The organism is Tunturibacter psychrotolerans (assembly GCF_040359615.1).
Classification (GTDB): domain Bacteria; phylum Acidobacteriota; class Terriglobia; order Terriglobales; family Acidobacteriaceae; genus Edaphobacter; species Edaphobacter psychrotolerans.
The window spans coordinates 3614153-3626546 of record NZ_CP132942.1 but is presented as its reverse complement, the minus strand read 5'-3'; the positions used below and the strand labels follow the sequence as shown (position 1 = coordinate 3626546).

Annotated in this window: 12 protein-coding genes; 9 read left to right on the top strand and 3 right to left on the bottom strand. The window is 56.5% G+C overall.

Annotated features, from left to right (window positions below; genetic code table 11):
• Positions 1-47: 47 nt before the first annotated feature.
• The gene (locus tag RBB77_RS15040) at positions 48-824 is read right to left on the bottom strand and encodes a DUF1223 domain-containing protein (protein ID WP_353062560.1); all 777 of its coding nucleotides are present in this window, start codon (positions 822-824) and stop codon (positions 48-50) included.
• A gap of 101 nt (positions 825-925) precedes the next feature.
• Between RBB77_RS15040 and hemW the strand changes: the two genes are divergently transcribed.
• Positions 926-2152 carry a radical SAM family heme chaperone HemW gene (hemW, locus tag RBB77_RS15035; protein WP_353062559.1) on the top strand — a complete coding sequence of 409 codons (1227 nt, stop codon included), beginning with the start codon at positions 926-928 and terminating at the stop codon, positions 2150-2152.
• Positions 2153-2191: 39 nt separating this feature from the next.
• Positions 2192-3238, top strand: coding sequence for a threonine aldolase family protein (locus tag RBB77_RS15030; protein WP_353062558.1), 1047 nt, complete (start codon positions 2192-2194; stop codon positions 3236-3238).
• A 38-nt stretch (positions 3239-3276) separates the two neighbouring features.
• Here RBB77_RS15030 and RBB77_RS15025 read toward each other — a convergent pair whose 3' ends face one another.
• Both RBB77_RS15025 and RBB77_RS15020 read right to left on the bottom strand, forming a co-directional pair.
• Positions 3277-5079 (bottom strand): ATP-binding protein, encoded by a 1803-nt coding sequence (locus RBB77_RS15025; RefSeq protein ID WP_353062557.1) that lies wholly within the window; start codon positions 5077-5079, stop codon positions 3277-3279.
• A 37-nt stretch (positions 5080-5116) separates the two neighbouring features.
• Complete coding sequence (locus tag RBB77_RS15020) at positions 5117-5485, bottom strand: response regulator transcription factor (protein ID WP_353062556.1); 369 nt, start codon at positions 5483-5485, stop codon at positions 5117-5119.
• A 160-nt stretch (positions 5486-5645) separates the two neighbouring features.
• Here RBB77_RS15020 and RBB77_RS15015 point away from each other — a divergent pair, with 160 nt between their 5' ends.
• The 7 genes from RBB77_RS15015 (at position 5646) to phoU (ending at position 12384) form a co-directional block, all read left to right on the top strand.
• On the top strand, positions 5646-6350 hold the full coding sequence (locus RBB77_RS15015; protein WP_353062555.1) for a response regulator transcription factor: 705 nt from the start codon (positions 5646-5648) through the stop codon (positions 6348-6350).
• Between the two features lie 16 nt (positions 6351-6366).
• The gene (locus tag RBB77_RS15010; protein WP_353062554.1) at positions 6367-7737 is read left to right on the top strand and encodes a sensor histidine kinase; all 1371 of its coding nucleotides are present in this window, start codon (positions 6367-6369) and stop codon (positions 7735-7737) included.
• 74 nt (positions 7738-7811) lie between these two features.
• The gene (gene pstS, locus RBB77_RS15005; protein ID WP_353067639.1) at positions 7812-8855 is read left to right on the top strand and encodes a phosphate ABC transporter substrate-binding protein PstS; all 1044 of its coding nucleotides are present in this window, start codon (positions 7812-7814) and stop codon (positions 8853-8855) included.
• Positions 8856-9034: 179 nt separating this feature from the next.
• The gene (pstC, locus tag RBB77_RS15000) at positions 9035-10051 is read left to right on the top strand and encodes a phosphate ABC transporter permease subunit PstC (RefSeq protein WP_353062553.1); all 1017 of its coding nucleotides are present in this window, start codon (positions 9035-9037) and stop codon (positions 10049-10051) included.
• 1 nt (position 10052) lies between these two features.
• The gene (gene pstA / locus RBB77_RS14995; protein ID WP_353062552.1) at positions 10053-10964 is read left to right on the top strand and encodes a phosphate ABC transporter permease PstA; all 912 of its coding nucleotides are present in this window, start codon (positions 10053-10055) and stop codon (positions 10962-10964) included.
• Positions 10964-11722: a phosphate ABC transporter ATP-binding protein PstB gene (pstB, locus tag RBB77_RS14990; RefSeq protein ID WP_179637861.1), complete on the top strand. Its 759-nt coding sequence runs from the start codon at positions 10964-10966 to the stop codon at positions 11720-11722. The genes pstA and pstB overlap by 1 nt, the downstream gene beginning before the upstream one ends.
• Complete coding sequence (gene phoU, locus RBB77_RS14985) at positions 11722-12384, top strand: phosphate signaling complex protein PhoU (RefSeq protein ID WP_353062551.1); 663 nt, start codon at positions 11722-11724, stop codon at positions 12382-12384. Before pstB ends, phoU begins: the two co-directional genes overlap by 1 nt.
• The last annotated feature ends 10 nt before the right edge of the window (positions 12385-12394 follow it).

The following is a 12394-nucleotide window of genomic DNA, read 5'->3' as shown; positions in this document are numbered from 1 at the left end:
TTCTAGATGCTTAAGACAGATACGCGATTCGGGAAGCTCAGGTTTCACTAGGGCTTTACGTCGGTTACGACCGCGCCCAAGACATTTCCCTGGTTGCTTTGCTGGGCGAAGACAACTACGCGCATGTCAGTCAGTTTGGCGTCGCTGGGGGCGTTGAGGCTGAAGTTGAGTGCTCCTCCGCTGAGATCTTTCAGGCTGCCAATGCGCTGCAGGCTGCGAACGACGCCGGCGTGCTGAAGGCGCCGGCCACCGTTTTCGCCGTTGTGAACATCGGTGGTGTCCGTAGAATCGACAAGAGCAGCGTAGAGTTCCGCATGCGCCTGGGAGGGAGACGATCCCGGCACCGAGACTGAGGAAGAGATCTTGTGCGCGTCCACGACAGGGCGGGAGAGCGATAGATTGAGCTTTATTTTCTGAGCTGCGCTGGTGATGGAGCGGTGGGCGTGGAAGGAGTCGTTGCCGACGAACTGGTCGGTTCCGTCGACGATCATCTGCGGGGTGTATACGCCGTCAACGCCGAGACGGGCACTGTATTGGCTCTGTCGTTCGGTGTACTGATGCGAAGAGAAACGGTCGTGCCAACCGAGGTCGTCCCAGTAGTCGACGTGCTCTTCGAGAATGATGATCTCGGCGTTTTGAATAGGTTGTTCGTGGTCGAGCTTTGCCAGGAGAGCGTCGGCGGGTGGGCAACTGGAGCAGCCTTCGGATGTAAAGAGCTCTACGAGGACCGGCGTGCGATTTGCGTGTGCCGTCTGCGCGTGGCCTGAACCGAGAGAGGGAATGAGAAATAATGCGATGACGGTGAGCAAGCAAAGCTGCGACATGGAACTAAACCTCTGTGGATTAGAGTCGCTGCCGAGGTTTTAGTTACACCCCGAGAAGTCGCTCGTCGTGAAACAATCGAGGAGAGGGTTATTTCGTTTCAATGGTTGAACCAGTCGGCGTCTATATTTCGGTTCCGTTCTGCAAGGCGAAGTGTACTTTCTGCAACTTCGCTTCGGGGGTTTTTGGGGCGGGGCGGATGCAACAGTATGTGGAACGTCTTGGCGGGGAGATTCGCGGCGTACATGCGGAAGCGGGGAGGATCGGAGCGTCGTTGCCCAGAGCTGTCGACACGATTTACTTTGGTGGTGGCACGCCTAGTCTGCTGTCTGCGCAACAGTTTCGGCGAATCTTTCAAGAGCTGCGAAGCGAGTTTGATCTGGCCACGGATGCCGAGATTACGTTGGAGTGTGCGCCTGGACAACTCGCGGATGAAACCCTGGATGAGTTGTTGCGCCAGGGAATGAACCGGATCAGCTTCGGGGTTCAGTCGTTTATGGATCAAGAGGCCGCTGCGGTTGGCCGCCTGCACACGCGGGCACAGTGCGAGGCGGAGATTACAAGGGCAAGCGCCGCCGGAGTTCGCGAGATCAATGTTGATCTGATCGCGGGGTTGCCGCACCAGACAGAACAGAGCTGGCAATACTCGGTGCGGCAGGCAATTGCTAGTGGTGTGTCGCATATCAGTGTTTATCTTCTTGAGGTGGATGAAGATTCGCGGCTTGGGCGAGAGATGCTGGAGCAGGGAAGCCGTTATAGTGCAATGGCTGTGCCTGATGAGGATCGTGCGGCGGAGTGGTATCAGCAGGCGTGCGATTTGTTGGGTGCCGCGGGCGTGCAACAGTATGAGATTTCGAATTTTGCACGGCCAGGACATTGCTCACGTCACAATTTGAAGTATTGGCGTCGTCAGCCATATGTCGGTTTTGGGCTGGATGCGCACTCGATGCTGCTTGCCGATGAGGGTGCGGTGAGATTTGCCAATACGAGCGATCTGGACCGATATCTTGGAGAGGAATCGCCACCGAATCCGTTTCGTCTTCTTGAGTTTGAGCGGGACGCGACAGATGGTGAGGTTGATATTGTAGGGCGCAGCGAGGCCTTTGAAGAGTCGCTGTTCCTCGGTCTGCGCTTGAACGAAGGCGTCGATCTTAGTGTGTTGCGGGGACAGTTTGGTGATGGGTTGCTGCAGGACACAATGCCTGCGCTCGTTGAAGTTCGCGATGCGGGGCTGTTGGAGTTGAGTAGTGTAAGAATTCGGTTGACTCCGAAGGGACGACTTGTCTCGAACGAAGTCTTCAGCCGGCTGTTGATTCATGCGGCGGCATAACAAATCAAGGCACAACAAACAGAGGAGAGAACGAACACTATGATCGACCTGCGCAGCGACACCGTGACCCGCCCCACCCCAGCCATGCGCGAGGCGATGGCCTCCGCGGAGGTCGGCGACGACGTCTACGGTGAAGACCCTACCGTCAATCGGCTGGAGAAGGAAGTTGCGGAGGTCTTCGGTCGCGAGGCTTCGATCTTTGCGCCAACGGGGACGATGGGCAATCAGATCGCGATTCGACTGCATACTCAGCATGGGCAAGAGGTGATCTGCGAGGCGCGGTCGCATGTGTTGGATTGGGAGATGGCAATGATGTCTGCGTTCTCCGGCTGCCAGGCGCGGACGGTAGCAGCAGAGCGCGGCATCCTGACGTGGCAACACATCAAGCCCGCGATTGGGGCGAAGATTTATTATCGCGCGCAAACCGGGATGATTAGTCTCGAGAATACACACAACATGGCCGGTGGCACGGTGACTCCGTTACCGGTGCTTGAAGAGGTTTGGGCGGGCGCTCGTGAGGCTGGGCTGCCGGTGCATCTCGATGGGGCGAGGATTTTCAATGCGGCCACTGCGTTGGGACTGAGCGTGGCGAAGCTGACGAGTGGATTCGACACGGTGATGTTCTGTCTATCGAAGGGACTGGGCGCGCCAGTGGGGTCCATGCTGGTTGGGAGCAGGAAGGCGATCGAGCAGGCGCGAGTTTATCGCAAGGCGTTAGGCGGAGGCACGCGGCAGGCGGGTGTTCTTGCGGCTGCGGGGCTGATTGCTTTGCATGAGATGTCGAAACGGTTGCATGAAGATCATGCGAATGCGCGACTCCTGGCGGAGGCGGTTGCTGCTGAACCCACGGCTGCGGAGATCGATCTCGAGACTGTGCAGACCAACATCGTAATCTTCAAGCTGCGCTCTAAAGATCAGGCTAATGGTGGAGATGCTGCGGCATTTACCGCCACCCTGAAACAGAAGGGAGTGCTAGTCAGCGCGATTGGCCCGCATTCGGTTCGATTTGTGACCCATTACGATGTCGATCGTGTTGCGTGCGAGAGAGCTGCGGCCATCGTGTCGGAGCAATTGCGGTTGCTTTAGAGGACGGGAGAAGCTTTTCATCCGAGGGATTCGAAAACCTAATCGCCGCCGCCCGCATTAATCGTCGGATTCGTCGCGAGGAACACGCCTACTTTGGTGCCGTGATCGGTATCGCTGGTGTCGCTGGCGACACGGATGGTGCCGCCGTGTTTGTTGATGATGCCGCGGCTAACCCAGAGGCCGAGGCCGGTGCCATTCTCACCTTTGGTGGTGAAAAAGGGCTGGAACAGGTGTGGCTGCACATCTTCTGGAATGCCGGGGCCGTTGTCGGCGATCGTCACGGTTGCGCCCGCTTGCAACTTTTGACCACTTCCATCGATGCCTGCCGTTTGTGGGGTGATGCTGACCTTTATCTGGCCATCCTGTCCGGCCGCCTCGGCTGCATTGGTGATGAGGTTGGTGAAGACTTGTCGCAGCTCGGCAGGGAAAGCCGATACTTCAACTGGCTCCGGCATGTCGGTTGAGACTGTTACGCCGAGGTCGTGGAGCCGTCTCTCCATCAAGAGGAGGATCTCTTCGAGTATCTCTTTGAGATCGACCACGACGGGAGCCTTCGATTCACGATAGAGACCAAGCATGGCACGGCTGATCTGCGTGACTCGCGTCAGCTCCTGCTCTGCCATGCTCATAAAGTGGACCGATTCTTCAGGGGTGGCGCCGTTGCGCATGAGATAAATTAAATTCGTGACTGAGTCGAGCGGATTGTGGATCTCGTGCGCGATGGTGGCGGCGAGACGTCCCGCGACTGCCAGTTTTTCGTTCGCAATCAAAGCTTCCTGAGTCTTGCGTTCCATCGTGATGTCACGAAAGACGAGGACGATGCCGATCGTGTTGCCGGCTTTGTCGCGGATGGGAGCGCCGCTGTCGGAGATGTCGAGTTCGGTGCCGTCTTTGCGCAGGAGAATCGTGTGATGGTTGGCCATGCCCACGATTTTGTCGAGGCGCATCACTTTAGCTACTGGGGTTTCTACCGGCTCGCGCGTTGTCTCATTGACGATGCGGAAAACATCTTCGAGGTGATGCCCGTCGGCTTCGGGCTGGCTCCAACCCGTCAACTCGCTGGCTACGGGATTCATCATCTGAATGCGTCCTTCTGCGTCACAGGTGATAACTCCGTCGCCGATCGATTCTAAGGTGGTTCGGAGTTGCTGCTCGGATTGGTAAAGCTCTTCGGCGCGACGGCTGAGAATGTCGAGCGAACTGCGGTATGCGGCAGAGACCGCGTGGAGTCGGCTGCGGGTGAAGAGGCCGATCAGCACACCCATTCCGAGCGCCAGAGCGAGCAACACCAGAAGCAGGGTATGGACTTGACGATGCCAGCGTGCGATGCGCCGGGTCCGGCTGGCCTCGGCCTTCTGGATGATGTCGTTCAGGTCGTGGCGGACGTTGTCCATCAAGACCTTACCGTGGAGGTTTAGATCCACATCGTTGGTTTGTCCACCTCCGCGAACCGTGGCAATGACCGGAAGGGCGAATGCGTCTTGCCATGTCTGATGTTCGTCCCGGAGGTCCGCGATGTCGTGCTTCTGATCGGCATCCGCACCCGCCAGGTTGTCAAGGTTTTGAATCTCCATCTGCAGATGGGATTCTGCCTCGTAAAACGGCTGCAAAAACCGCGTATCGCCGGTGGTTTCGTACCCGCGCAGGCCGGACTCCTCATCGACGACCAGCTTCGAAAGCAAGGTTGCTTGTGAGATACGGGCGTCTGACTCCTGAATCAGATTCACCGTTTCGTTAGATCCCCGGATCTGAAAGTACAGCGCGCCTGCGACCACCAGCAGCGCGACGACAGGTAGTACGAAGACCTGCCTCAAAATATTGTTGAATTGACTTAGATTCAAAGCCCTCTCGCCCCGTGGGTTGCCTTTACTCGCGGCATCAACTGATTGGTTGCAGCAGGCTGCCTAATTTTTCCAGAAGCACCGGCGCGCCCTCTCCCTTGGTCATATAAAGATTGACCAGAGAGGTGACCTCGGGAGCTAAACCAATGTAAGCCGACAGTAAAAGGATGGGAACCTCAGGCTTGATCTGTTTCATCTGGCTGGCGATCTCGCCCCCGTGCATCCCCGGCATGGAGTAGTCGAGCACAACCGCCTCTACCGGTTCGGCCGAGAAGACGGCGAGCCCGGTCGGTCCATCCGATGCCGTCAGCACCGTATATCCGGCGCGTTCCAGCAGAATCTTCCGAACCTCGAGTCCGATTCGTTCGTCATCGACGCATAGGACTAGATTGGAGTGTTGTTTCATGCAGTTCTGACCGTTGACGCCACTTACAATGACTCTAGAGTATACGAACGTACCCTTCATTCGTTTACTGTGGACGATTCATCGTACGTTAGCAATCCCCCGTCCGTGGTGCGCTAACCTGACGTTAATCAAGTCACGCGATCACAGAGGTTTATACGAAGTGAGTCAGACGATTTTTGTGTTGGAAGATGATGCGGATATCTCGCGCCTGGTGCAGTATCACCTGGAGAGTGCCGGGTTTACAGTTCGCCCGTATCTCGCTATCAATCAAATACTTGCTGACGCCGAACGGCAACCGCCCGCACTCTTTCTCTTGGATATTATGGTGCCAGGTGGGGATGGTCTGGATCTTTGCCGGAGGTTACGCCAGAATCCTACCCTGAGCGTAGTTCCGATTATTTTCCTCACGGCGCGTGCGGCCGAGAACGACCGCGTCCACGGCCTTGAGATGGGGGCCGATGATTACATCACCAAGCCTTTTGCCACTCGTGAGCTTGTAGCCAGGGTCAAAGCGGTGTTGCGGCGCTTTGAACGGCCAAGCTCACCTTCGGTATTGAAGTTCGAGAATGTAGAGATCGACGCCAGTGCTATGCAGCTTCGTGTGGACGGCGAGCTGGTAACGACGACGGCCACCGAGTTCCGGCTTCTGGATTATCTGGCCCGCCATCCGGGACGAGTCTTTAGTCGTGATCATCTCCTGGATGCGGTATGGGGCGATGCTCGCTTCGTCACACCACGTTCGGTCGACGTTTATGTCCGCCGCATTCGCGAAAAGATTGAGGCCGACGCCGAGACGCCACGCTATTTGAAGACCATGCGCGGCGCCGGATATCGCTTCGAGATTCCGAAGGCGGCGCAGGCCTAGGCGAGAGGGACGGTCCGTGAGGCGTGATTTCTTTTTTTCGGTCTTCCTCCGCGTCGCGATCGCGCTCGTGTTCCTTGCGTTTGCGGGGTTTTCGTCGGTACCCCAACGCTGGCTAATCGCGAGCTTGCTCATGCTCGCATGGGCTGGCATTAGCGCCTTCCTTTTCGCGCGTTCGGTTCGGCAGGACGTTAGGCTCTTGCAAGACTCTGCCGCGGCAATCCCTGAGCGCCAGATCGATGAAATTCGCCCGTCGTTCAACGATTTCGATGGCCTGGCACGGGCTATTTCGCTTGCTTCCGAACAAGTGAGTCATGCACTGAATGACGCATCGGAGAGCCGGCACGAACTTGAAGCGATGATCGACAGCATGCAGGATGCGGTCGTTGCCGTTGATCCGGCCGGCCGTATTCAGTGGACGAATCAACGGATGCACAAGCTGATTCCAGGCGCGTCCTTTAGCAGTGCGATCCGTGTCGGACACGCGTTGGTCCAGACAATCCGTGATCCTGAGGTGTTGGACTGCGTCCGCACAGCTCTGGAGCAGCGGGTAGTAAGCGATGGCCGCTCGACCTCGCTGCTGCCCGGGCGCATCTTCGAGATTAACGCATCGCCCATGCCCGGTGGCGGGGCGGTTGCCGTTCTGCATGACATCACCCGCATCGAGGAGATTGAACGGACCCAGCGCGACTTCGTTGCCAATGTATCCCACGAACTGCGCACACCGCTGACGTCGATTACGGGTTATGTTGAGACGCTGCTTGATCATGAAGCTGCGCTTAGCCAGTCGGCACGAGAGTTTCTCACCATCATCCTGAAGAATGCCAGTCGCATGAATCGGCTGACGGAAGACCTGTTGGTGATGGCGCGGGTAGAGTCCTCCGAACAGGAGCTCCACCCGGCTCCGATTCCCGCCGACATTTTGGTGCGCGACGCCGTGCAGGCGATGAGTGGTCTGGTGCAGGATACCGAGTCGATTCTCGAGATCGGCAATATCTCCACTACCGAAGTCATCGCTGACACGGACGCGATCCTTCAGGTTCTCAGCAACCTCATTGAGAATGGCATCAAATATGGTCAGGCTCGAAATGCTCCCGTTTGCAGAGTGGTCGTCACCTCTCGAGATGTCTCGGAGCCAATTGAGGCGGTCGAGTTCAGTGTGCGTGACTTTGGCCCTGGAATTGCCTCGGAGCATCTGGGCCGAATCTTCGAGCGTTTTTACCGGGTGGACAAAGCACGTTCAAGAGAATCCGGAGGAACCGGATTGGGGCTCGCGATTGCACGGCACATGGTGCAGACTCATGGCGGATCGATTCGCGCGGAGAGCGAGCTCAATGCTGGCAGCAACTTTATTTTCACACTTCCGAAAGCTCAAAACCTAGTGGAATAATGCCGTTTTCACTCCGATGTAACCTCTCCGTAACAATTCCCCCTCACACTCAAGAGTGAGATGTATTGACTGAAATGCTGGATCGATGCATTGAAAGCCTAGGGGGACAAGTGAAATTGAAAGCCATTGCAGTAGGCGTATTGGCGCTCGTAACTATGGGAGCCAATGCACAGAACATTAATGGGGCGGGCGCGACATTCCCGTATCCTATTTATTCCAAGTGGTTTAGCGAGTATAGCCAAGCGAATCCAAGCGTAAAGATCAACTACCAGTCCATCGGTTCCGGCGGCGGAATCCGTCAAGTATCGGAAGGCACTGTCGACTTCGGCGCTACCGACGGGCCGATGACCGATCAACAGCTAAAGGATGCAAAGGTCAAGGTAATGCACATTCCCACCGTTCTTGGCGCGGTGGTGCCGGTGTACAACCTCCCTGGTGTCAATAAAGACCTCAACTTCTCTTCCGATGTAATCGCCGACATCTACTTGGGCAAGATCAGCAAGTGGAACGATCCGCGTATTACAAAAGACAATCCGGGAGTCAATCTGCCAGACAAATCAATTCTTCCGGTGTACCGTTCGGACGGAAGCGGAACAACGTTTATCTTCACGGATTTTCTTTCAAAGGTCAGCCCGGACTGGGCGACCCGGGTCGGTCATAGCACCTCGGTCAAATGGCCCACGGGCATTGGTCAAAAGGGAAATGAAGGCGTCGCAGGCATGGTTCGTCAGTCGCCATACTCGTTTGGATATGTCGAGTTGATCTACGCCGAGACGAACAAGATGAGCTTCGGTGCAGTACGCAATGCATCAGGTAAGTTTCTCAAGGCTTCTACGGGTGGCGTGACTGCTGCTGCCGCTGCTGCTTCCAAGTCGATGCCTGCCGACTATCGCGTCTCCATCACAAACGCTCCAGGTGCTGATTCCTACCCGATCTCCAGCTTTACCTGGCTGCTGATCCCGACTCATTCCACCGATCCAGCTAAGGCAAAGGCACTGGCTGGCTTTCTGGAATGGATGCTGGACCACGGCGAAGGCGAAGCTGCTGCGCTGACCTACGCTCCATTGCCAAAGCAAGTCCAGGATATGGTTCGGAAAAGCATTACGACCGTAAAATAGCAATTTTTGCCGCACGGGTTTCAGATCGAGATTCGTGCGGCATCTTTCTTTCCCGTTTCAAGACAGTAAGCCCGATACAATCGACCCGTAGAGTCAACCGTCAGGAAAATAGGATTGTGTCTTCTATTCGTATGACTCCCGAAAGAGAAACAAGCTCACCGTTGCCCGTACCATCACCCATGTCGAACCCTCCTGCGGCCTCTGCTGCGGACGTGGCTCCCGCTGTGGTCGGCACAACCTTGTCTCCGATCCGGGATTACCTCGCCAAGCGGGGAAGCGGTCGCCTTGCCGACAACAGTTTTGCTGCGGTTATGCTGATTTGCGCATGCAGCATCTTCGCAATCGTTCTGTTCATCTTTGGCATTCTGGTAGTTCACTCCCGGTTAAGCCTCGTGCAGTTTGGCTGGAAATTCTTCACGAGGCAGGCATGGGATCCGGTCTCGGGTGACTTCGGCGCGTTGCCTTTTATCTACGGCACACTTGCCACCTCACTGTTGGCTCTTTGCATGGCGGTTCCTCTGGCCCTAGGCGTGGCAATCTTTCTTACCGAGCTGTGCCCGCGCCCGCTTCGTGCCCCAATCTCCTTCCTGACCGAACTGCTTGCCGCCATCCCCAGCGTCGTCTATGGCCTTTGGGCTGTCTTCGTTCTTGTACCGCTCATGCGCGATGTCATCGGTCCGTTCCTTAGTAAAATCCTTGGCTGGACTGGGTTCTTCGAGGGTCCCAACTTCGGCGTCGGGCTTCTGACAGCGAGCATGATTCTCGCCGTCATGATTCTCCCGATCATCTCCTCGCTAACCCGCGACATCATGACCGCGGTGCCCAATAGCCAGCGCGAGGCTGCGCTTGCCCTTGGGGCGACTCGCTGGGAGATGATACGCATCGGCGTTCTGCGTAACTCGCGCATCGGTATAGTCGGCGCAGTGATGCTCGGCCTGGGACGCGCTCTTGGCGAAACCATGGCGGTCACGATGGTCATTGGAAACCATCCTGATATCAGCAAGTCGCTGTTTGCTCCCGGTTATACGCTGGCCAGTGTCATCGCCAACGAGTTCTCCGAGGCGACGGGCGATCTCTACCTTAGTGCCCTCATCGAGATCGGCCTGGCTCTCTTCCTGGTCACAATCGTCGTCAACGCCATCGCACGCCTGATGGTCTGGGCGGTCACACGTAATGCACCTGCGCGGGTCATCTGACATGAGTACTCAACCTCTGAGCAACCAGCCCCGCCCCATGGACTTCGAGTCGAAGTCGATGCGTAGTAATAGAGCACGGCGCACGGCGACGAACTATTTTGTCAGCGGCCTCTGCATCCTCGCGACCGTTCTCGTGATCCTTCCCTTGCTGGCGATTCTCTTTTATCTGATCTACAAGGGCGCAAGTTCGCTGAATCTTGCCTTCTTCACCCACATTCCCGCCCCGGTCGGTGAGACGGGTGGAGGCATGGCGAATTCAATCATCGGCTCCGGCATCATCCTCTTCCTTGCGAGCCTGATGGGAATCCCTATAGGCATCGCGGCAGGTGTTTATCTCGCAGAGTTTGGTCGTGGCACAACGCTTGCCAACGCGGTCCGTTTCACCGCCGACGTGTTGAATGGCGTCCCGTCGATTGTCATGGGGATCTCCATCTATTCGCTGATAGTCATACAGCAAAAACACTTCTCCGCTCTAGCTGGCGGCGTCGCTCTCGCGATCATGATGGTGCCCACGATCACGCGGACCACCGAAGAGATGCTGGCCACGGTGCCGCACGCTATTCGGGAGGCAGCTCTTGGTCTCGGTGTGCCCAAGTGGCGCACCGCGATCTCGATCAGCCTGCGTACAGCCTCGCCCGGCATCATCACGGGATGCATGTTGGCATTCGCTCGCGTAGCCGGAGAGACCGCGCCGCTGCTCTTCACAGCCTTTGGAAATCAGTTCTGGAGCTTCAAACTCAGCGAACCGATCGCCGCACTGCCTCTGCAAATTTATGTCTATGCCATCTCGCCCTATGATGAGTGGCATCGTTTGGCGTGGGCTGGTTCGCTTGTTCTAATCGTCTTAATCATGGTCTCGGTCACGCTCGTTCGCATCTTTGCCAACCGCGGCGTACTCAAGGGAGGAAGCTAGTGGGAGTCGGCATTTTAGTTGAGGATTTGAACGCGTGGTACGGCACAACGCATACCCTGCAGGACATCAACCTGCACATTCCGGCGAACCATGCCACTGCGCTCATCGGTCCGTCGGGCTGTGGTAAATCCACATTTGTCCGCTGCCTCAACCGCATGCACGAGACCAATCCCATTGCGCGCGCTACCGGCATAGTCAAAATGGGTGACATCGACATCTATAACGATGCCTCACCGGTCGAAATCCGGCGTCGCGTCGGGATGGTCTTCCAGCGCCCCAACCCTTTCCCAACGATGTCTATCTACGACAACGTCGTCAGTGGCCTCAAGCTCAACGGCTTCCGTAATCGGCGCATACTCGACGAGACAGTGGAGCGCTCGCTCAAACAAGCCGCGCTTTGGGAAGAGGTCAAGGACGATCTGAAAAAGAAGTCCGGCGCATCTCTTTCCGGAGGCCAACAGCAACGCATGTGCATTGCCCGCGCACTTGCCGTCGATCCAGAAGTGCTGCTCATGGACGAACCCGCATCCGCGCTTGACCCCGTCTCAACCTCCAAGATCGAAGATCTGATCTTTCAGCTCAAGAGCCAATACACCATCGTCATCGTGACGCACAATATGCAGCAAGCCGCCCGAGTCGCGGAAAACACAGGCTTTTTTCTCAATGGCAAGATGGTCGAATTCGATTCCACCCACAAAATCTTCACGAATCCGCGGGACAAGCGAACGGAAGACTACATCACCGGGAGGTTTGGTTGATGCGCGTCAAGTTTCATCAGAGTCTCGACGAGTTGAAGGAAAAACTGCTGGTCATGGCTGGTATGGCGGAGCAGGCAATTCAGCGCTCGATCGAAGCCTACCGAACTCGCGATCTTTCTGTCTGCGAGCTCGTCTTTCGCGCCGAACCTTCCATCAACCGCCTCGAACGCGAGATCGATCAGATGGCGCTCGATCTGCTCGCCATGGAACAACCCATGGCCATCGACCTTCGCTTTATTCTTTCAGTGATCCGCATCAACGCCGATCTCGAAAGAGTAGGAGATCAGGCGGTCAATATCGCCGTGCGCGTGCGTGAGATGGGCGCCTTTGCCAATATCGACCTTCCAGTCGATATTCCTAAGCTTGCCTCTCTCTCTTCCGCTATGGTGCGCAAGTCGCTCCAGGCCTTCATTGAAGGTGATGCCGAACTGGCTGAATCAGTTCTGCGGCTTGACGATCAGGTCGATGAGATGAATGATGCTGCGTTCTACGCACTGAGCACTCTCATCAAGGAAAAGCCTGAGCTGACTCCGCAATCGCTCAACGCACTTATCATCGCGCGCAACCTGGAACGCGTCGGCGATCATGCCACCAATATTGCGGAAGATGTAATCTTCTGGGTTCGCGGTGCGGACGTTCGCCACAGCAATAATGCTCTGTAGGGAACGATTT